This is a genomic window from Helicobacter sp. MIT 05-5294 (genome assembly GCF_000765675.1).
GTDB lineage: Bacteria > Campylobacterota > Campylobacteria > Campylobacterales > Helicobacteraceae > Helicobacter_D.
In genome coordinates, this window is sequence record NZ_JRPA02000011.1 from 42605 (window position 1) to 64646 (window position 22042).

General features: G+C 39.0%; 22 protein-coding genes. 16 read left to right on the top strand and 6 right to left on the bottom strand.

Annotation, left to right across the window (positions count from 1 at the left end; all coding sequences use genetic code 11):
- Window positions 1-68 precede the first annotated feature (68 nt).
- The 4 genes from LS69_RS06775 to LS69_RS10890 form a co-directional block, all read right to left on the bottom strand.
- Window positions 69-2744, bottom strand: a complete 2676-nt coding sequence (locus tag LS69_RS06775) for a phosphoenolpyruvate carboxylase (protein WP_138123431.1) — start codon at window positions 2742-2744, stop codon at window positions 69-71.
- Between the two features lie 80 nt (window positions 2745-2824).
- Entirely contained in the window at window positions 2825-3820 is a 996-nt protein-coding gene (locus LS69_RS10880) for a hypothetical protein (protein WP_238699223.1), read from the bottom strand.
- Complete coding sequence (locus LS69_RS10885; protein WP_238699225.1) at window positions 3730-4803, bottom strand: hypothetical protein; 1074 nt, start codon at window positions 4801-4803, stop codon at window positions 3730-3732. The genes LS69_RS10880 and LS69_RS10885 overlap by 91 nt, the downstream gene beginning before the upstream one ends.
- Before the next feature lie 106 nt (window positions 4804-4909).
- Window positions 4910-5047, bottom strand: coding sequence for a hypothetical protein (locus LS69_RS10890; RefSeq protein WP_238699227.1), 138 nt, complete (start codon window positions 5045-5047; stop codon window positions 4910-4912).
- A gap of 120 nt (window positions 5048-5167) precedes the next feature.
- On the opposite strand from LS69_RS10890, the gene LS69_RS06785 reads away from it, so the two are divergent.
- From LS69_RS06785 to LS69_RS06835, 11 genes are all read left to right on the top strand, one after another.
- Window positions 5168-6358, top strand: a complete 1191-nt coding sequence (locus LS69_RS06785; protein ID WP_138123433.1) for an aspartate aminotransferase family protein — start codon at window positions 5168-5170, stop codon at window positions 6356-6358.
- 482 nt (window positions 6359-6840) lie between these two features.
- Window positions 6841-7932: an NAD(P)-dependent alcohol dehydrogenase gene (locus tag LS69_RS06790; protein ID WP_138123435.1), complete on the top strand. Its 1092-nt coding sequence runs from the start codon at window positions 6841-6843 to the stop codon at window positions 7930-7932.
- Window positions 7933-8371: 439 nt separating this feature from the next.
- A complete protein-coding gene (gene flgB, locus LS69_RS06795; RefSeq protein ID WP_138123437.1) occupies window positions 8372-8806 on the top strand; it encodes a flagellar basal body rod protein FlgB in 435 nt (144 codons plus the stop codon).
- A 9-nt stretch (window positions 8807-8815) separates the two neighbouring features.
- Window positions 8816-9316, top strand: coding sequence for a flagellar basal body rod protein FlgC (flgC, locus tag LS69_RS06800; RefSeq protein WP_138123439.1), 501 nt, complete (start codon window positions 8816-8818; stop codon window positions 9314-9316).
- A gap of 10 nt (window positions 9317-9326) precedes the next feature.
- Window positions 9327-9644: a flagellar hook-basal body complex protein FliE gene (gene fliE / locus LS69_RS06805; RefSeq protein WP_138123441.1), complete on the top strand. Its 318-nt coding sequence runs from the start codon at window positions 9327-9329 to the stop codon at window positions 9642-9644.
- Between the two features lie 14 nt (window positions 9645-9658).
- Window positions 9659-11413 carry a penicillin-binding protein 2 gene (locus tag LS69_RS06810; protein WP_138123443.1) on the top strand — a complete coding sequence of 585 codons (1755 nt, stop codon included), beginning with the start codon at window positions 9659-9661 and terminating at the stop codon, window positions 11411-11413.
- 95 nt (window positions 11414-11508) lie between these two features.
- Entirely contained in the window at window positions 11509-12084 is a 576-nt protein-coding gene (locus LS69_RS06815) for an NAD(P)H-dependent oxidoreductase (RefSeq protein ID WP_138123445.1), read from the top strand.
- 10 nt (window positions 12085-12094) lie between these two features.
- Entirely contained in the window at window positions 12095-12562 is a 468-nt protein-coding gene (locus LS69_RS06820) for a cyclophilin-like fold protein (protein WP_138123447.1), read from the top strand.
- 9 nt (window positions 12563-12571) lie between these two features.
- Window positions 12572-13051: a flavodoxin gene (locus LS69_RS06825; RefSeq protein WP_138123449.1), complete on the top strand. Its 480-nt coding sequence runs from the start codon at window positions 12572-12574 to the stop codon at window positions 13049-13051.
- Between the two features lie 28 nt (window positions 13052-13079).
- Complete coding sequence (locus LS69_RS06830; RefSeq protein WP_138123451.1) at window positions 13080-13475, top strand: MerR family transcriptional regulator; 396 nt, start codon at window positions 13080-13082, stop codon at window positions 13473-13475.
- A gap of 10 nt (window positions 13476-13485) precedes the next feature.
- Window positions 13486-14652, top strand: a complete 1167-nt coding sequence (locus LS69_RS06835) for an aldo/keto reductase (protein ID WP_138123453.1) — start codon at window positions 13486-13488, stop codon at window positions 14650-14652.
- A 179-nt stretch (window positions 14653-14831) separates the two neighbouring features.
- Here LS69_RS06835 and LS69_RS06840 read toward each other — a convergent pair whose 3' ends face one another.
- Both LS69_RS06840 and LS69_RS06845 read right to left on the bottom strand, forming a co-directional pair.
- A complete protein-coding gene (locus tag LS69_RS06840; protein WP_138123454.1) occupies window positions 14832-15560 on the bottom strand; it encodes a hypothetical protein in 729 nt (242 codons plus the stop codon).
- Window positions 15561-15575: 15 nt separating this feature from the next.
- Window positions 15576-16493: a site-specific DNA-methyltransferase gene (locus LS69_RS06845; protein WP_138123456.1), complete on the bottom strand. Its 918-nt coding sequence runs from the start codon at window positions 16491-16493 to the stop codon at window positions 15576-15578.
- A 137-nt stretch (window positions 16494-16630) separates the two neighbouring features.
- On the opposite strand from LS69_RS06845, the gene LS69_RS06850 reads away from it, so the two are divergent.
- The 5 genes from LS69_RS06850 (at window position 16631) to LS69_RS06870 (ending at window position 21132) form a co-directional block, all read left to right on the top strand.
- Window positions 16631-17758, top strand: a complete 1128-nt coding sequence (locus LS69_RS06850; protein ID WP_238699229.1) for an aldo/keto reductase — start codon at window positions 16631-16633, stop codon at window positions 17756-17758.
- Between the two features lie 438 nt (window positions 17759-18196).
- Complete coding sequence (gene creD / locus LS69_RS06855; protein ID WP_138123458.1) at window positions 18197-19483, top strand: cell envelope integrity protein CreD; 1287 nt, start codon at window positions 18197-18199, stop codon at window positions 19481-19483.
- A gap of 2 nt (window positions 19484-19485) precedes the next feature.
- Window positions 19486-20550, top strand: a complete 1065-nt coding sequence (locus tag LS69_RS06860) for a hypothetical protein (protein WP_138123460.1) — start codon at window positions 19486-19488, stop codon at window positions 20548-20550.
- Between the two features lie 145 nt (window positions 20551-20695).
- A complete protein-coding gene (locus LS69_RS10475) occupies window positions 20696-20896 on the top strand; it encodes a hypothetical protein (RefSeq protein WP_194145457.1) in 201 nt (66 codons plus the stop codon).
- A 44-nt stretch (window positions 20897-20940) separates the two neighbouring features.
- Complete coding sequence (locus tag LS69_RS06870; protein ID WP_138123462.1) at window positions 20941-21132, top strand: hypothetical protein; 192 nt, start codon at window positions 20941-20943, stop codon at window positions 21130-21132.
- Window positions 21133-22042: the final 910 nt, after the last annotated feature.

Here is a 22042-nt window from a genome sequence, read left to right on the forward strand (position 1 = left end):
TTGCAAGGGAGTTACAGCCCAATAATTACTTTAAAATCTGCTTTGCGATTCTCTTGCATAATCCTACTTTAGCCCGTATTCCTCACACCCTGCGCGATTCCGACAATCGTTGTAACAATTTGCTTTGCGATTCTTTCCCTTTGTTCTTCATATTGCGCATTTTTGTAGGCTTTCATCAAATAAAGCTGACAAAAACTAAGACTTGTCAAAAACGGCTTTCTAAGCAAAATAGACTCTTGAATCAGCTTTTCACTTGCAAGTAAGGATTCCTCACTGCGCACAAAAAGCAACCAATCCAAAGTGAGATGATATTCGTTTTCTATCATTTGCCAAATTTTCTGGCGCAAAGCCGCGTCTTCAACGAAATCATTATAATGCTTTGCGATTCCTAAATCCACTTTTAAAAGAGCTTGAGAAATATTATCAATCGTGGTTTTAAAAAACAAATTTTCTTGATAGCAAAGCCTTAGCTTCTCTTTTTGCCCACATTGCCTAAATGCCGCTTCTAAGCCACTTCCCAAACCATACCACGCAGGGAGAATCGCGCGATTTTGTGTCCAAGCAAACACCCACGGAATCGCGCGTAAATCTTCAACATTTTGCGTATCCTTGCGCTTAGAGGGACGCGAACCAATGTTTAATTGCGAGATAAAATGAATCGGCGTTGCAGATTTGAAATATTCAATAAAACCCTCTGTCTCATAAACAAGATTTCTATACGCGCGATAAGATTCTGTGCTAATGGTCTGCAAAAGGGATTCAAACTTCGAATCGCTCGTTTCCAAAAAGGTTTCAAATCTATCATACACTGACTTTTTAAGCAGTGTCGCAAGTGCGCTTGATAGGCTAGATTCCGCCTTTTTGGGATTGAGATATTTATAGCTAATCACTTCGCCTTGCTCGGTAGTTTTTAGGAATCCCGCAACACTATTTGGCAAAGAAGAAAGCAAAGCATCTTCTAATGCTCCACCACCGCGGCTAACGCTCCCTCCGCGCCCATGAAACAATCTAAACTTCACATTCAATTCATCTTCTAGCAAAATAAGATTCCCAATTGCCTTACGCAGCGAATAATTACTCGCAAAGATTCCGCCATCTTTGCTGGAATCCGAATAGCCAATCATAATCTCTTGGCGATTCTTGCGTGATTGGAGATACTCGGCATAATGCGGATTCGCACTAAGTTCGCGCAAAATCTTCGGCGCGGATTCCAAATCCCCAATCGTTTCAAAAAGTGGCGAAATAGAAATGCGCGTTTTCTTTCCCTTGCACCACAGCCCACTTTGCTTGGCAAACCAAAGCACACAAAGCAAATCATTCGCGCTTTGACACATAGATACAATGCAAGAATCAATGATATTATCGCTGATTCTATCCCTTGCCCATTTGAAATTCACAAAAGCAAGTAAAGTCTCTTGCGTGGAATTACTAAGCTTACCATAAAGCGCGTTTAAATCTATCAAAGGCTTACTTAGTGCGTCATTAAGAATCTTGGTTTGCTCTGTGCTTGGTAGCGTCAGCAAATCGCCCTGCACGAAGCCAAGATTTGCAAAAATCTCTGCGAGGGCTTGCCAAAATACATCGCGATGTTGGCGAAAATCAAGTCGCATTAGATGAAATCCTGCAAGAAGCACGAGATTCCTTAGCTCTTTTAGATAAGTCGCACTGCATTCATCAAGCGATTCTATTAGCATTTCAATCTCGCTAATAAACTCTTTGGAATTTTCATAAATGTAGAGTTTATTTTCGTTAAGCATATTTTGGGGGAGGTTGAGCATAAGGATTCTGTTTTGGAGTTTTTGACGCATACAAGTAAGCTTCGCACGGAAAGGCTCTTGTAAAAAAAGCTTTTTAGCGAGAGTATCTAAATGCTCTTTGTCTTTTTCTAGGCTTTCCACTAATGCGTCGCTTGGAGTCGCGTATTCTTGGGCGATAGAAAGCTCACGGATTAATTTATCAATCATCTTCAAATACTGCTGGATAATGGTTTGGTGTTGGTGTTTCATCACTTCAATCATCACGCGATTGGTTACATAAGGATTGCCATCTCTATCGCCACCAATCCAACTTCCAAGCAAGATAGGGGATTTTTTCAACACAGAATCGCTAGTGTCGCCCAAATGCTCTTTTAACACATCTTGCACTTCTTGCAAAATCCGCGCCCCGCTTTGTAAAATGGAGCTTTCCATAAAATAAAGCAGATTATCCAATTCAAAAAGCACTTCAATCTTTTCACTGCGGACAATATGACTACGCCAAAGCAGATTCAAGCGGTATTTCAAATGCTCTTTCGCGCTCTTTTCTCCAAACTTAAACCACAAATGCAAATCATTATACATATCATGGTAGCTTTCTAAAAATGTTCGGCGCAGGGATTCTGTGGGGTGCGCAGTGAAAACAGGATAAAATTGAATCTTTTTTAAAACCGCTTTAATATCTTCTGTATCGTATTTTTGGGCTTTTAACTCTTCAATGGCGCGAAGAATCTGCCCCTTGCTCTGCCGCAAACTTAACTGATACCGCTCATCAATGATATTTAATAACAAATGATAAAGCGTAAAAGACTTGATGAGATTAGAAATCTCTTGCGAACTTAGCTCTTGTAGCAGGTTGGATTCTTGTTCAAACAAAAAATTTGGATTCTCTCTAAGAGAAACAAAAATCGGCTTGATATTAGGAGCAACCTCATCTAGCAATTCGCTCAAAGCAAGGAAGGCAAATTCTATTTCTTTGGATTTTTCCATTTTGGGATTCCTCATAGATTTTTACGACTTTAAAATGCAAAAGTCAATCGTGGAATTATAACGCGTTTTAGCATTTTTATCTAATGCGGAATCTCGCAATGACGCAAGGTTTCCCCAAGATTCCTAATTGCTTTTAAATCGCTTAATGTGCGGATTTTTGGAATCTCGCACAAACTCTTTAGGATTATAAAGTAGTTTTTTAGCAAACGATAGAATTTCATATGTGAGATTCTCACTAACAAAAAATCCGGAATCAGAAAATTTAGCATTTTTAATAAAAAATTATTATTATAAATTTCAAAAAGATAAGGTTTATAAATCAAAGATTTTAATCCAAAATGAGTTTTTTGGTATTTTGGCACTTCCAAAAACTTCTTCCCGCCCAAGAAAATCTGATAAAAATCAATCCTACAAACGCGCCTATATTTACGCCCTTGCCCTCTTCCACTCTTGTAAAAACTCTCACCAAAGCTATAAAATTCATTTCTAAGATAATGGATAAAGCGCAAACACTTCGCCTCATCAAAGACAAATTGCCCTTGCAAAACCTCTCGCAAAGCCAAAACCAAGCTTTCCCTATCTCGCGCCTTGAGATTTAGCCCACAAAAATGATAAAACGCCTTTCCACAAACAATACAAGGCTTCTTTGCCAACATCGCATAAACGCCCACGCCAGAATTAAGCGTCAAAACGCATTCGCAAAGTGCCAACAAATCCAAAAGATTCGTATCATCGGGAGCGAAAACAATGTTTTTATATGCTTTTTTATTGATTTTTGAAGATAAGGGGTGTTTTTTGGCGACAAATGCGATTCCACCACCAAACTCTACAATCTCCAAAAACCCATCAAAACTAAAAGGTTCGCGCGTAAAATGCAAAATCACAGAATCGCTTTGCACTTGCAAAGGCACGAACACAACACGCCTATTTCCGATTCCAAGCCGTTTTGAGAGTTTAAATGCGCCTCTAATCCTACCTTGAGGCTCTAAAAACTTCCCCCCCCCCCCGCAGCTAAAATGTTTGCAATATATTGCTTGGTTTGTGTGATTTGCTCTTGATTTAAAGGGCGATTCCAATGCTTTTCATCATAACTCGTAGAATCTGCATTAAACCCACAAGAATCAAAAAACCAAGAATCCGGTAACGCGCCTCTATCAAAGCAGAGATAGGGTAGATTTGCCTCGCGCACGAAATCATAAATTTCTTTGCGTTTGGGATTGCCATAAGGATTTGGAAAGAGAATCGTAGAAATTTGTTGCACCTTTAAAAACCCCAAAAACTCCTCTTTGCTAAACGCATTGTCCTTGAAAAACTCCTCCTCGCTTTTATGTAGAATCTCGCCCAAATACACATTTGCCCCGCGCAGAGATTCCAAAAGCAAACCCTTATGCCTACAAAGCAAAAGCACCTTTTGCCCCTCTGCATCTATGCTTTGCAAAGGCTTTATGGAGTGCGTTTTGCGATTCTTTAGATGTTGGTAAAAAAGCGCGTGGTTTTGCTTTTTTCTATCAAAATAACTATTTTGATTTGGCTTAATATGCCAAAAATGATACAAATAGATTCCATACAAACTCGCTTCATTTCCTAGCAAAGAAAACCAAGCACGAAAGCCTTTAAATCTAAAAAAATTCCAACTCCCATCATCGTATTCTAAACTTTTAGGCATTTTATCAAAATGCGTTGTCGCGCAAAGCAAACGCACAAAAAAATCGTGGTCTTCATAACTATGCCCCACAAACGCACTATCATTCCCGCCAATTTCCAAAAATTTATGCCGATTCACCACCACACTACTTGAAACTAATGAGAAAAAGTCAATCCATTCGCGTTTGCCACTTATCAAGTCTTCGCCAATTAGCATATCCCACAATGCCACTTCCTCTTCTAAAAGCCTTTGACTTCCTTGTTCGCTTAAAAACACAACAGGCAAACAAATCAGCGCATTGGGATTCTTGGCTATATTCTTAACTTTGATAAGTTTTAATAGCCTTTGAAGATTCTCGTTTGAGAGATGATAATCCACATCTAAGGGCATTACACAATCAGAGGTTGCGCACATTGCGCCGAAATTTCTACATTCTCCTTGTGAAAATTATCATTGGTTAATCTTATAATATTTATGTCCATTTTCTTGCACGATTTGTGGCAGTTCTTAATACTCACAACTAGAGAATCCCTCCACGAAAATCACTTCTACACTTTTCATCACTGCGCAGAGTTTTTGCCTTATTAATCACTCTATCTTTGATAAACTCTCGCTCAATGCTTATGCCAAATGGGATAATAATAGAAAGTTTGGGCATTTTTTCTCCAAAAGCTAGATTCTGTCTTCTACCAAATTATAACAAATTTTTATCAGATTATTTTTTAACTTTTCTTGTTGTAAAATTCCCAAAACTTTAAAAACCTAAAAAAGGCAAAAAATGAATCAAGAAACTTTAAAACGAATGGATTTGGATTTTGTATTGCATACTTATGCGCGAAATTGGACACACTTTGTCAAAGGCAGAGGTGCTAGGCTTTATGATGAAAAGGGCAAAGAATATATTGACTTTGGTTCTGGAATCGCAGTGTGTAGCGTAGGACACGGCAACGAACGACTTGCCCAAGCAATCGCAAACCAAGCAAAAAATCTAATCCACACTTCCAATCTTTATTTGATTGAACCCCAAGCGAAACTCGCAAAAAAACTCGTAGAGCTTAGCGGATACGATATGCGCGTGTTTTTTGCAAACTCTGGCGCGGAGGCAAACGAAGGCGCACTCAAAATCGCTAGAAAATTTGGAGAAGAAAATGGCGAACTCAAAAGGTATCAAATCATCACTTTAGATTCCTCCTTTCATGGGCGCACGATTAGCACCCTCAAAGCCACTGCGCAGAGCAAAATGCACCAATACTTTGGACCATTTCCCGATGGTTTTGTGTATGCCAAAGACTTAAGCGATGTTCCAAACAAGATTAGCGATGTTACTTGCGCGGTGCTTTTGGAACTTGTGCAAGGAGAGGGCGGAATCACGCCTTTTGACAAACAAGAGATTCAAAACTTAGCAAAAACCTTGAAAGAAAAAAATGTCTTGCTAATGGTTGATGAAGTGCAAACCGGAATCTATCGTAGCGGAGAATTGTTTGCTTCACAAGTTTATGGAATCACGCCTGATGTGATTACCACCGCCAAAGGTTTAGCGGGTGGTGTGCCTATTGGCGCAGTAATGACGACTTTAAAGGATATTTTTGCGCCCGGAGACCATGGAAGCACTTTTGGCGGGAATTTCCTCTCTACAAGCGCAGCCTTAGAGGTGTTGGAGATTCTACACACTCACAAACAAAGCGGGGAATTGGACAAAACCATTGTATATTTTACGCACAAATTGCAAGATTTGCAAAAGCGCAATGCAGAGATTTTCACAGAAGAAGTGGGTTTGGGGCTTATGCGTGGACTTAGAGTGCGAGATTTAGAAACTTTGACAAAATTCCTTAGCGTTGCTTTTGAAGCCGGTGTTTTAGTGCTTAAAAGCGGTAGAAACACGGCACGATTCTTGCCAAGCCTTAATATCACCAAAGAAGAAATTGACGAGGGCTTTAAACGCATAGAATCCTGCCTTGCCAAGCTTTAATCCAAGGGTCTGTTTAGGATTGTCGCGTCTCTCGCCTCACTTATTGAATTACAATCCCAACCAAAGCCTAATGCAAAACTCACAAACAAGAAAAGGCAACTTTGATTTTCTCTAAAACAAGTTTTAGAGAAAATCTTTCCTCATTGCGAAGCCCTTGTAAAGGGCTGTGGCAATCTATAATCTTGGCTTAAGTGAGATTCTATAATGGAATCTTAAAAGCGAGACTTACATTTGGATTGCTTCGCTGCTTCACATCTCGCAATGACGAGTTAGCAAAATCACGGGTTGTTTAAAGATTATGGATTTGCAAGTGTGGGCAACCTTAATGTAAATGTGCGCTTCGGCTTTGCCTCGCAATGACGCAAGTGGTGGAAAAGTATGCAACAAGCATAGAATCTTTTGGAGAAATTCTACATTTCTCTTGACAAATACTAGCTCTTATATTTTATAATTTCATTTTATTTTTGCTTTAAGGAGACAAAATGCTTTTAAAAGACAATTTAACTCAAGCACAAAATGGACAAAGAATCACGGCTAAAGGCTATGCGGTTGCGCACAAAAGCGATTCGTTCAAGCCCTTTAGTTTCTCGCGCCACCCACTAGGGGCAAATGACATTTTAATAGAGATTCTGTATGCTGGAATCTGCCACAGCGACATTCATAGCGCACGAGAGGAATGGCACAAAGGAATCTTCCCAATGGTGCCCGGTCATGAAATCGCTGGGCGCGTGGTGGCTGTGGGCAAAAATGTGAGTAAATTCAAAGTCGGCGATTATGCGGGTGTAGGCTGCATGGTTAATTCCTGCGGAGAATGCGACGCGTGCAAGAAAAGCCAAGAGCAGTTTTGCGAACGCGGACAATGCGTCTTTACTTATGATTGCCACGATTGCTTTCATAATAATGAGCCAACCTATGGCGGGTATTCTAACAACATTGTAGTAAGCGAAAAGTTTGCCGTCAATGTCCCACAAGATGCGCCACTTGAAAAGGTAGCACCCTTGCTTTGCGCAGGAATCACAACTTATTCTCCGATTAAATTTAGCAATGTCAAAGCGGGTGATAAAGTCGCGGTGGCTGGATTTGGTGGGCTTGGCGTGATGGCACTCAAATACGCACTCAAAATGGGTGCGGAAGTGAGCGTGTTTGCGCGTAATAAAAACAAAGAAAAAGAAGCCCTAGAACTCGGTGCAAAGGCAGTTTATACTGACACCAAAGACTGCAAGGAGCGATTTAACTTCATCATTTCCACGATTCCGACTGCTTATGATGTCAATGCTTACGCGGAGTTGCTTAAATTCGGCGGTGAAATGGCGATTGTGGGTTTGCCACCGGCAGATGAAAAAGTTGCTATTGACTTGACAAGGCTTGTGTTTGCGGCGGGTAAAAAGGTCTATGGTTCGCTCATTGGCGGTATGAAAGAGACACAAGAAATGCTTGATTTCTCGCTCAAACACAAAATTTATCCAGAAACCGAAGTGATTTCTATTACACAAATCAACGAAGCGTATGAGAATCTAACTACCGGTAAAGCGAGATTCCGCTATGTAATTGATATGAAAAGTTTGCAAGAATAAACTTGCTAAAACAAACGCGATTCTTAATGCCATTAGCGGGATTCCTAGATGGAATCCCAAAGGGAATTGCCATACTTCGCTACGCTCGTTCGCAATGACACTAAGACAGACAACTAGACAAAGCAATCCATAATTTGGAATCTCGCCTTAAGGATTCCATTGTAAAATCCTCTTAATCTCATTATTATAGATTTGCATAGCGCGGGTGAAATTTGTTTCACAAATTGCACACCACGAATTACATTGCAATTCTCGCAATGACGCAATAGTAGAATCGTAGATTGCCACAGATTCCTAACAAAATCTTCGTAATAACAAGGATAAAACAAAGCAAAATGCAGAATCCCAATCAATTAATCAACTAAAAACCTTTGCTAATTTGATTTTGGAACAAAACTTGCTTACTCTTTGTTTGAAATTCAATATTTAGGAGTTTGATATGAGCATTTTTGGTTATAGCCCAGCGCGTCTTCTCGCACAAGAATCCCTAGACCACAGGGCTGTGCGCAGAGATATGATAGCTAGTAATATCGCGAATGTCTCTACTCCAATGTATCGCCCAAAAGATATAAATTTCGAGCAAATGATGGCAGCCAAAGCGGACGAGATTTTCAATCGCAACCGCAAATTAGAGCTTGATGTGGCGATTACAAACAAAAATCATCTATTGCCTATTGAAGATATGAGTCTCAAGCGTCCGACAATGTTTTATCGTGATGGGCATTTATCTAGAAATGACGGCAATAGTGTGGATTTAGATATTGAAACAAGCGAAATGGGAAAAAATGATATTATGTATCAAGCAATTATTGGTGCATTACGCAAACAAGGTGGAATCTTCACTTACGCAGTGGAATCTTCACGCAATATTTAAGGAAGTTAAATGTTTTTATCTAGTTTTGATATTAGTGGCTATGGACTTTCGGCGCAAAGACAAAGAGTTAATTTAATCTCAAGTAACATTGCCAACGCAAACACCACGCGCACAGACGAGGGAGGACCTTATAGACGCAGAGAACTTGTGCTAAAAGCGTTTGATTTTGATAAAGTTTTAAATCAAAAGTATGAAAAAAGCAATAATTTGCTAGAATATGAAGATCCATTAGATGAAATGGATAGTTTTGATGAGCAAAGAAAGCCAAAGCCTACGCTAATGAGCGTTTATGTGGATAAAATCGTGCGTGATGATACGCAGCCCAAGATGAAATACGAGCCAAATCACCCAGACGCAAACTCTGAAGGTTATGTCGCGTATCCCAACATTAACGCAGTCGTAGAAATGGCAGACTTGATTGAAGCAACAAAAGCTTATCAAGCAAATGTTGCTGTGTTTCAAAGTGCTAAAAATATGGCAAGCACGGCGATTACAATGTTCCAAGCATAAAGGATTATCAATGGAAATTAACAAATATGGGGTAGATTTAGAGAAGCTAAACTCTAAGCTCCAAGATGTTCCAAATCTTGCGCCAAATCACGATTTAAACCCGCCCTCAAAGAGCTTTGGAAGTATGCTCAAAGACGCAGTTGATGAAGTCAATGAATATCAAAAAGTCAATGAGCAAGTAATGGCGGATATGGCAACAGGGCAAATCAAAGATATTCATCAGGCTGCGATTGCGATTGGGAAAGCCGAAAATAGTATGAAGCTAATGCTAGAAGTGCGCAATAAGGCAATCAGTGCTTATAAAGAATTAATCAAAACACAAATGTAACTTTTACGCCTAAGATGAATGACGCCAAATCCAAAAAAGCGGGTAAAATCCTACTTCTATTCCTAACAATAGGAATAGGATTCGGCATATTTTTAGGCACAATTTTCTACCATAATTTCACCACGCGCAAACTTCCAAATTTCCAAGCAAAACGCGTTGAAAATGCAATTAGAGGCAATATTTACAGCAGCGATGGATTCTTGCTTGCTTCAAGCAAAAAAGTCTATAAAGCCGTGGTAAATACTTATAATATTAATCCACAAAAAAAAGAATTATTCATCAATCTTTTTAGTATTTATAGCAAAATTCCCAAAAGCCAGATTCGCACCAAATTGGAGCAAAAAGGCAATGTTACGCTTTCTTATAGCATTGATTCTAAAAGTGCGAGTTACCTCAAGCAACTCAATCTCAAGCTTAATCAACTAGATGTTTTTCAAAGCTATGAAGATGAAAATGGGCATATTTTCAAATATGGCTTATCTGTCGTAGAGAGCGGAGAAAGCAGAGATTATCTCTATCAAGACACAATGGAGCCGATTTTAGGCTATACCAACAAACAAAACGATACGAATATCACGCGTGTGCAAGGAGTCAAAGGAATTGAAAAAAGCTTTGATAGCGAGTTAGAACCGATGAATGATTTGCTGATGATTGGGCAACGCGATATTGGATTTAATGTGATTCTAAACAAAAACTCTACTTTCAAAGATAGAATTGATGGCTATGATGTGATTAGCTCCATTCCGCTAAAACTGCAAAAAAAGATTGAACGACTTGCGGACGAAAACACTAAAGGGCTTGGCGCAAAAGAGATTCTTATCGGAATTGTAGAAAGCAAAAGTGGCAAAATCCTAAGCCTCGCAAGTAGTGCGCGATTCAATCCTAATGAAATCACCAAAAACGATTATTCTAGGCTCAACGCAAATGCGATTGAATACTCCTACGAACCCGGAAGCATCATTAAGCCCATTATTTACGCGATTCTGCTTGATAAGAATCTCACGCGCCCAGATGAAGTGATTGATTTAGAAAATGGACGCTTTAAGTTGCACAATTTCTATATCACAGACACGCATAAGCTCAAATCCTCAACCGCCGAAGAAGTGTTGCTATATTCAAGCAATATCGGTATGGCAAAAATCGCCCAACGGCTAAGTCCTAGCGAATACAATGCAGCCTTACAAGCCTTTGGTTTTGGCAATTTAAGCGGGATTGATTTGCCTTATGAACGCGTGGGCGTGATTCCTGATGCTAAAAGATTCCAAAGCGAGGTTTATCGCGCCACGGTGTCTTATGGCTATGGATTGCGCACGACTTTTATGCAAATGCTCAAAGCCTACAATATCATCACCAATCACGGAATCTCTTACGAGCCTTATTTGGTGGAATACCTCCAAGATTCCAAATCTCGCTACAAACTCAAACACCAAATGCCCCTTAGAATCCTAAGCGACAAAACCGCAAAAGAAGTCAAAAACACTCTAGTTAAAGTCGTCAATGAGGGCACAGGCAAAACCGCGCAAGTGCAAGGTATAACAATCGGTGGTAAAACAGGCACGGCACATATTGCGCAAGGCGGAAAATATGTGCGCAAATACAACAGCTCATTTTTTGGCTTTGCAAACGATGAAAAAGGTAACGAATACACGATTGGTATTAGTGTATTTGAACCCAACGAGACAGAAGCTTATTTCGCGGCGCGCACCGCAGTGCCGCTTTTTAGGGAAGTGGTAAATCTACTCATCAAAGAAAATTATTTAAACCCTTAAATCTAAAATTCCTCAAAATTTCTTAAACTCTCTTGACTGATAGTTACTCTTATTGTTTATAATACATTCACATTTTTACACTAAGGGCATTTATAATGAAAAACGCTTTGATTTTCTTGGCAGTTAGCTTAAGTTGTCTATGGAATTTCGCCTTTGCTAATGAAGCAAAGGTTAAAACGCTAGTCATCGTTTCACACCCCTACCCTGAAAGCTCAACCTTAATCAAAGGTTTAGAATCTGCTGCTAGAAGTGTTAAAGGTGTGAATGTGCGAAACCTAGAAAGCATTTATGGTTATGATACGCGAAGCATTGATGGGGCAAAAGAGCGCAAACTCACGCGTGAAGTGCAACGAGTCGTGTTTATCTTCCCCACACATTGGTTTAATATCACGCCAATGATGAAAGCCTATCTGAACGAAACTTGGGGGAGTGTGGGACCCGGGCTTTGGCAAGGCAAAGAAATGCTTGTTGTCGCCACAGCAGGTGGCGGACGCAGCACCTATGGAGCAAATGGCAGAGTGGGTGTAGAACTTAAAGATGTGTTTTTGCCAATGAAAGCAAGTGCATTGCATTGTGGAATGAAGTATTTAGAACCGCTTGTTTTTGAGGGAGTGCGAGTAAGTGAGCTAGAGAATTATCAAAAAGCCTTGATAGAGCGACTAAGTCATTAAGGAGAGTAAAATGCAAAGAAAAGCGAGATTCCATAATCTAGCCTTAAAAGCCCTTATCAGAATGGCAAGTTTGGTAATTTTAAGTGGAATCTGTATCGCAGAGATTGCCAACGCAAAGGAGGAAACAATGCAAGTGATTATAGAGTTTGACAACCAAAAGGTGCTTATAGAACTTGAAGAAAACGCAACTTCAAAAGCGTTTGTGGAGATGTTACCCCTAGAGCTAGAATGGAGTGATTTTGCAAACAAAGAAAAAATCACCTATCTACCAAGTAAGCTTCAAGCAAAAGGAGATTCTAGCTATATCCCACAAATTGGGGATTTTTTCTGCTATGCACCTTGGGGAAATGTCGGAATCTTTTATGAAAAACAACCGCCAAATAGTGGGCTTGTCTTTATGGGTAAAGTCAAAAATGGTTTAGGGATTCTAAAATCCCAAAACAAACCTTTTAAGACGCAAGTCTATCTCACACAATAAGGAGAAACAATGAAAGCTTTAGTCGCGTTTTTTAGCGCAAGTGGTATCACCAAAGAAGTTGCGCAAAAGATTGCAGAGATTGCAGAATCTCAAATCTATGAGATTGTGCCACAAGAGCCATACAGCAAAGCTGATTTGGATTGGACAAACGAACAAAGCCGCACAAGCATAGAAATGCGCGATAAATCCTCGCGCCCAAAAATTGCAAATCCTATTGATATTGGCAATTGTGAAATTATCTTTGTGGGTTTTCCAATATGGTGGTACACCGCGCCGCATATTATCAATACTTTCTTAGAATCGCGTGATTTTAGCGGCAAAATCATCATTCCATTTTGCACAAGTGGCGGGAGTGAATTGGGTAATGCACCCAAAGATATGCAACGCTCTGCTCCTAATGCGATTTTTAAACAAGGCAGACTAATGCACTTTGGCGAGAGCAAAGCAAGTCTTAAAAAATGGCTTGATAGTTTAGGATTAGAAGTGTAGATTGATATAAATTTGACAAGGAGGAACAATGGCTTGGACGATTAAAGAAGTCTCAAAACAAACCGGAATCTCACCACATACTTTGCGATTCTGGGCGAAAGTCGGGCTTTTTGAAACCTTTATTGACAGAGATGAAAATGGGGTGAAATATTTTGATAAAAGAGGTGTGGAGCTGATTGCGTGGATTGCTTGTTTGCGCGATACAGGAATGAGCCTCAAAGATACCAAAAAATATATGAAACTGATTGCTCAAGGCAGGAAAAGTGCAAATGAGCGCAAAGAAATGCTACTCAAACAAACCGCGATTCTTAAACAACAGCTCACAAACATTCATCAAAGCATTGAAAAGCTTGAACATAAAATTAGCATTTATGATGAGATGATTGCCACAGGCAAAGATTTGCTTCATTCAAAGATTCACTAAAGGAGAAAGAATGAGCCAACAAACGCGTAGAGAATTTTTGCAAAATTCGAGCAAATTCATCACTGCTTTGGCACTTTTTAGTAGCGGGATTGGCACACTAAACGCACAATCGATTACCCAAAACAAAGGAGAAATCATGCAAGATTCTAAAACCTTACCCACAGAATCGCTTACACGCACACTTGGCAAAAGCGGAATAAAAGTCTCGAGCATTGGGCTAGGTTGTATGGGAATGAGCGCAAATCATGGACCCGCAAGAGACAAAAAAGAAATGATAAAACTCTTGCAAAAAGCGGTGGATTTGGGCTATACATTTTTTGATACTGCCGAAGTCTATGGACCCCACACCAACGAAGAATTGCTTGGCGAAGCACTAAAACCCTATAAAGACAAAGTCATCATCAATACAAAGTTTGGATTCTATTATCCTTTTGGCAAACAACAGCTTGATTCGAGCAGAAAATCTATTATTCGTGCGGTTGATGGAAGCTTAAGACGATTGCAAAGAGATTGTATCGACCTCTATACGCAACATCGGGTAGATATTGATACACCGATAGAAGAAGTTGCCCAGACGATGCAAATGCTTGTCAAAGAAGGTAAGATTAAAGCATGGGCATTGGGCGAAGCAGGAGTTAAGACAATCGAAAAAGCGCACAAAGTCTTTGCACCTGTGGCAATGCAAAGTCAATATTCTATGGCTTTTCGTGAGTTAGAGAATAATGGCATTATGGACACATGCGAAAAATTGGGCATTACGATTATCGCATATAGCCCACTTGATAGGGGGTTTTTGGGTGGAAGTTTTGATAAAAATACCACCTTTCACCCTACCCTTGACTTTCGTGCGTCTATGCCGCGCTACACCAAAGAAGCCCTAGAAGAAAATCAAAAAGTCATCGACTTTATTAAAGATGTTGCAAAAAATAAGAGCATTAATGGCAAACCCGCAAGTGTTGCGCAAGTTGCTTTAGCGTGGATACTCTCAAACAAAAGTTTTGTTGTGCCAATCCCTGAAACAACCAAGATTCACCGCTTAGAAGAGAATCTTAATGCGCGTTTATTGCACTTTAGCCAAGAAGAGCTTAAAGAGATAAATGCACAACTCAATAAGCTTGTTATTGTGGGTGAAAGATATGCGCCCGGGAGCGATGCAGCAAAAAGTGTGGGGTTATAAGGATTCGTCTCGTAAGCACCATTTGAAAGATTTATGAATTTTATAGGAGGCACGACCGCTAAAGGTCGCTAACCTCCTAAAAATTCATAAAAACTTCCAAAGCGCGCCCACGATACTAGAATCCCGACATTATATAGCAGATTTCATAAAGAGGTTATAGCTTAAAGGCTTTTATTGACTTATTGTCTTAAAAGTTTTTTCAAAAACTCGAAAAAATACTCTTTGGTTGATTGTGAAACTTTTTTGAGATATTTTTCAACCACCCTTTTGCCATCATCAGAATCTGCAACCGCTATCACCCTGCCTGTTTTATCATAAATCCACCTATCCCTATCGGGACGATTGCAGACCTGACATTGTGGGATAATGTTACCAATCTCTAAAGGCAAAGCAGGATTCATATGTCCCTCTTGTAATTGTATAACTTCATTTTTGCGTATATTGTGGGGCTGCCCCTCCACGCTCCCACAAGTCGCACATCTATAATCATATTCTTTTTTCAGTTCTTCAAAACTTGCAGATTCGATTCCACTTCGTCTATCGGGTTTAAAAGAGGGATAAGGTGTTGTTAAATCTACCAATTGATAAAACCCTGCCGGAATCTTAGCTCCAATATCGCCACGAGTGCCTGAAATAATATTAAATCCTCCTTGTTTGCTTAGATGTCTAGCTTGCTGCACATCGCTCACATTGGGATAAAATTGTCGAACAAATTCTGTAAGCTCTGCTTTTGAAATAACTCTTGTGTTGGGATAGTTTTGAGCTAAATACACTAAAACTAAAGCATCTTTTGTGTAATTCCCTTTTGAATCCTTTAGTTTTATAGACTTTACTCCATAGCCTTTAAGATATTTTTCATGATATTCAACAATAAGCTCAAAAGTTTTAAAAATTTCTTCTTGATTCATTTTGAGAATCCTGCCCTACAAAATTTCTTTCTCAATTCGTTGCTTCGCTATCTCAAAATATTTTTGCTCAATTTCATAGCCTATAAACTTGCGATGATTTTGCAATGCAGCAATCGCATGCGAACCACTGCCCATAAAGGGGTCAAACACAATTTGCCCCTCTCGTGTAAAAAGTTTAATCAGATGAGAAATCAGACACACAGGCTTACGCGTCAAATGTTCTATTTTCTCATCGCTTTCTTGTTTTCTACTTTGTTTTGAGACTTCCATAACATTGCCCGGGAATCTACCATCTAAACTTTCATTGGTATTGATAAGCCCTAATTTGTATTGTTGCCAATTTTGCACAAACGTACCCACTTTTGGTTTTTGCGCCAAAACCATAGGTTCAATCTGTGGTTTAAGCTGTGGTGTTTTATAGCCCTCTAGCTCTTTAATTAACGATTCTTTTTGTTCCTCGCTTAATGTTTTGTCTTTGCGAATAAAATGAGTTTGCGAAAATGCTTTTGCTTGCCCTTCGTATTTCCAAGCGAGCATATCGCGGATTTCAAACTCTGCCAAATCTAAGCTCATTGCCATTCTATGATAGAGCCTAGCTTGCGAAAACACAACACAAAACCCACCGGGTCTTAAAACTCTATAAAATTCTTTTGCCAAAGGGTTCATAAAATTTTGCAATTTTTCTCCTTGTGATTTATCAAACTTCATACCCACAGGCAAACCACCAATGACACCACTTTTTGCAGCTTTGGTTTTGAGATTATTATCATTCCATTCATTCCCCATTCCGTCTATAAAATATGGAGGGTCTGTTACGATAAAATCAACCGAATCATCTTTTAATTCTTTTAACCCCTCTGTGCAATCTTGATTAAAAATTTTTGCCCCTTGACATATATAAAATTCCCCTAGATTTTGAAGTAGCTTTGTCATTGGTTTAACCCTTAAATAGCATCAATAAACTCTACAAATTATACGAACTTCCTGCTTTTATAATGTTTAATCAAACTTGACAGAGACTAGCTCTCATACTTTATAATTTCATTGCATAAAACAACAAGGATAAAACAATGAAAAACAACACAATGGATAGACGAGAGTTTTTAAAAGTCTCGGCACTACTAGGGGCAAGTTTGAGTTTAAGTGTTTCGCCACTTTTTGCGCTAGAATCTAAACCCGATTCTAAGGTAATGCCCAAACGCACTTTGGGCAAAGGCGATAGAGCTTTTGAAGTCTCTGCCCTTGCCTTTGGGCTTATGGGGCTAAACTATCATCGCAGCAAGGTTTTAGGCGAAAAAGAAGCGGCAAATATTGTCGCACAATGTGTTGAGAGCGGAATCACGCTTTTTGACACCGCGCAAGTCTATGGACCCAATAGCAATGAAATCTTAGCGGGCAAGATTCTAAAACCCTATCTCAACAAAGTCTATGTAACAACCAAATTTGGTTTTGGGGCAAATGCTGATGTTTTAGATAGCTCACCCAAACGCATCAAAGAAGTGTGCGAACAAAGCCTCAAACGACTAAACCTAGAGCAGATTCCACTTTTTTATCAACACCGATTTGACCCAAAAACACCGATAGAAGAAGTCGCCCAGACGATAAAAGAGCTAATAAAAGAAGGCAAAGTTGCAAGGTGGGGTGTGTGCGAACTGAGCGCACAAACGATAGAAAAAGCGCATAAAATCTGCCCGCTTACCGCTGTGCAGAGCGAATATCATTTGATGTGGCGTAATGTTGAATCTGAACTCTTCCCTACCTTTGAAAAGTTAGGAATCGGTTTTGTGGCGTATTCACCTTTGGCGCGTGGATATTTAAGTGGCAAGCTTACGAAAAATAGCAGTTTTGACCCAAAAAATGATAATCGCGCGACCTTTCCACGATACCAAGATGACACAATGGCGGCAAATTATCACATCATCGAGCGATTAAGCGAATTTGGCAAAGGCAAAAATCCAAATGCAAAAGATAAAAACGCAACTCCTGCACAAGTTGCACTCGCTTATCTTTTGGCAAAAAAGCCTTATATTATCCCGCTTTTTGGCACGACAAACAAAGAACATTTGCGCGAAAATCTTGGTGCATTGCAAGTGCATTTAAGCACAAATGACTTAGCACAACTTGATAAAATTCTTGATAAGATTAGCATTCAAGGCGACCGCTACCCACCCGAACAAGCAAAACGCGTGGGGCAATAAGATAAATAAAGGGAGATTCTAGGGATTATGACTCATAAGTGAGGGGGCGAGTTTCGCATAAGGTAGCACATTAATGGTAGATGGTGGCTTCACGATTTGTTAAATCAAGACAAAATCAGAGTGAATGGCTTTAGTCGCGTTGTCAAACTAACTTAAGATTGGTATAAGCGTCTTTAGGCACACTCGCTATTTCCCTACAAATAAGCCTTTACGCGGAATCTCATTTGGGATTCCACCATAAATTTCGCTAAATTACTATGAAAATTTTGGCTTAGAATTACCAAAAATTCTTAATTCTTATGATGATTCTATGTTTTCAACTCCCCTCCCCTTGCAATCTTGTCAAAATAGTGTAAAAATCAACACGCAGTCGCAAGACCTGCTCATATAATGATTGTTTTGGTATAATAATGCTTATTCTAACAACGCGAGGATAAAATGATAAATCTCCCCAAAAGCCAAACTTCAAACTATACTAAAAAGACTTTATTACTCTTTCTTTTGAGCCTCTTGCTACTGATTCCTTTGATGATGTTTGATTCCATTTCACGCGATAGGCAATACAACGCAAAAGAAGCAATGGAAGAAATTGGGAAAGATTGGGGAGATTCTAGTGTTCTCTTTGCCCCTGTGATTGTCATTCCTTACAATACTAATGAAAATAAGAAAAAGTTTCTCCACATTACACCGGAGACTTATAATGCCAAAGTTGTTTTAAAACCCCAACAAAGAAAAAGGGGGATTTATGAGGCGGTGATTTATGAAGCAGAGACTACCTTTGAAGCGGAATTTGATTTTGATCTTTATGCGATAAGCCAAATGATTGATTCTGGTTTTGTTACTTTTAATATAGAAAATATTGCTTTGAATCTCCCTTATATGCGCAAAAGCGAAATCATTTCACTTTCAATCAATCAAAGTCCCGTTTCTACGAAATTTACCAAACCAAATCATATTCCCCTTGCATCTTCGTTTGGTGATTTAAGATCCGTTAAAATCACAATTAATGGTGTATTGTCTATGCGAGGACATTCATCTTTTGAGGTGCAACCAAGCGCACAAAAAAATACTTTAGAGATTGAATCTACTTGGAAGAATCCCTCGTTTAGCTCTCTTTTGCCAAACCACCATAGCGTCGACTCTAAAGGATTCAAGGCGACTTACACAACAGGCAATGAAAATTCTATCTTTTCGTTTTCAAACACTGCGAATTACCAACAAGACGCAGTCAAACCGCTTAAAATAAATCTCTATCAAGGAATCACCGAATATCGGCTGATTGATAGAGCAGTAAAATACGCTTACTTGTTTATTGCGCTGACATTTTTAGCATTATTTTTATGCGAAATCGCAAGTGGCAAAAGCGTGATTTTATTGCAATATGGGCTAATTGGCGCGAGTTTGGTGGTGTTTTATCTAAGTTTGCTTTCTTTTAGTGAGCATTTGGGATTCGCGATTGCTTATGTTCTCTCAAGCTTAAGCGTGATTGTGCCTATATCGCTTTATACTTTTAGCATTATGGGCGAGAAAAGGTTTGCATATATCATCGGGTGCATTATGGTGTTTTTATATGTGAGTTTGTTCTTAATGCTTTTCCAAGATGCTTACGCGCTTTTGATTGGGACATTTATCGTGATGTTTGCCCTTTATGCGGCGATGTTCTTAACAAGACATTTAAACAAACCCCAAGAGATGGAAAGCAAAGAGGACGACAAGCAGGAATAAAGATGAAAATATGGGTAAGCTTATTAAGTGTTTTTGTGTTTTTTGTGGGTTGCGATTCCGATGATTATGGCGATATTAAATCCTACAATGATTATAATATCCAAAAAGCCATCGTTTGGGAGAGTGATTATGTCAGCGATTTAGTCGATAGATATGGTGCTTATACGAATGTTGGTAGAGTTGGGTGGTATCTCGGAGATAGAGAATACGCCTATACGGAGTATTTGTATGAAAAAAAGCCCGAACAAGTGCCAATAAGCATAGTTTTTATAGACAATCGCAACATTGCACATACTAAGATTATCACGGGGGAGCAGGTTGTATTTATCCGATTTGATAGCAACTACACTATGGTTTTAGAATCTCCCATTGATAATCCCTATTCGTTTAATGATATGTTATCAGCTGTGTTTGCAAGGGCTGGTTTTGACAGCGACAATTCTCAAAAAGAATTACGATTGACGAATCTTTATGATAAAAGCAAAGATGATTTTTGGGAATATATAGGCAAGAATTTAGATGAGGAAATCCCATCATATAGAAAGGACAGATGCACAACAGAGGCAAAAAGCGATGCTTTCCGTTCCCTCTTTAGCAGTGAATACGAAGAGCTTTATACCAATATTTTCAAGATATTTATGCGTGATGATGATTTTAGTTTGAGATTGCTAGAAGAAGATTATGAAAAGAAACCAATGCTATTTTGTGGTGAACCTCTTCCTTTTGGTGAATTATTAAAATACGCTTGGTTTGATGAAAACTATTTAAGAGATACCTATGGCATAGATAGCCACAATAGGTCTGATATATTATTTGGTTTGATTGCACTAGGAAATGCGAGAGCTTTTAAGTTTCTCATTGATAGCGGCTTTGAAGTGAATTTAGAGGAAAAAATAGAGATTAATAATGATATTAGCTTAAGCGATAATTATGCAGGACAAAAATACACTTTGCTAGAGTATGCCAAACTAGCATTAAAAGAGGCGAAAAAGAGAAATAGTCTGCGCAAAATTGACAATACAAAAGCCATTATAAAGATAATCCACGACATAAAGAAAAGCCGATAGACATTGAAGTCATTTGAATGCTATTTCAGACAAGATAAATTATTTTGCTCAATTATTGCTCAAATGCTATAATAAGCCCTTGACAAAAGGAAAGAAAATAAAACCTTGCAAAAAGATTTTGTGTATTGCGTTAGGGATTTTGGCATTGGGACTTTTTAGCTGTTGTTGGGATTCTAAATCTCAAGCTAAAGATTCTCATAAATACTTCCCGCAAACCAAAGGAGAGCTAAAAGCCCTTGTGGAAGATAAAAGCATTTATTTAGGCGATATTGATACTTCTGCTATCATCGATATGAGTTTCTTTTTAAAAAAACAGCGCGAATTGGAGCGGAATTTAACAGATTAGAATCATGGAACACGAGTAAGGTCAAAATATGAGTCGTATGTTTAATGGGTGGGACTTCACCACTAAATCTAGACTCATGGGAGATTGATAAGGTAAAAGTCAGCACACGCAATATGTTTGATAAGCATCAAGATAATGAAGAAACCTTGCCTAATTCTTTCATACCAAAATGGTATGATGGGCGTTTGTGGGAAGAATGGGATATTGTAGAATCCGTATCGTATTGCTTTAGTTAGGGGCTTGGCTGTGAGGCTGATAGGATACACTTTATGATGCCTCAAAAACAAGCACGATTACATTTTTCAAAGGCGATAAGCAAGGAGGGGATTTAAGGAGATTTGCCTACTTTATCCAAAGGAAAATAAGTCAAATGCAAAAAAGACATGATGATATTCGAGCATGTCTAAGCCACCATCAAGTCTCGCGAAAGACACATATAGCCGTGCATTTTAGGGCATTTATCTCCTTGTGCACGCGGGTAAATACACTTTGGATTTAAAGGATTATTTAAAAGATGATTTAAAGTCAGACCCTCCAATAAGGGTTTGATATTTTTTAATTGTTTAACGCTCTTTAAAAATGACAATCATCAATGCTTATAATTAATAATTGGGATTGAGATTTTAAACACTGCGAAAGCTTAAGATTCACGGCACATTGCATGCAACAACTCACCTTGCACAACCCCACAATTTCATCATTCATCTCCCAACCTATCATTGTAAGGAAACGAAGCAATCCATAATCTTAAATCTCGTCATTAAGGATTCCATTGTAAAATTCTCTTAAGCGCATTATTGTAAATTTGCAAGTGTGGGTGAGAACACCACGACTTCTCGCAATGACTCTCACTTAGCCCCGACAATCTAAATCCATAAGCGTAGAATAGACAAAGGTAGCCTTTGTCTGTTTGGCGTTAATCTTATAATGTTTTCGTGTAGGCTCTCCCTTATAAAAAGGAAGTAAAGAGTTAGCTCTTTTTTATAAGGGAGCGGGGAGGGTTGATTTTATTTAAACTTTGTAATGGAATCTCTAAGGGCAATTCTTGATTATAGATTGCCACAGCCCTTTATAAGGGCTTGGCAATGAGAAAGATAAAGATAAAGCCTTAAAGACTTCTTGTAGTTTGGGTTTCTTTAAAACTTC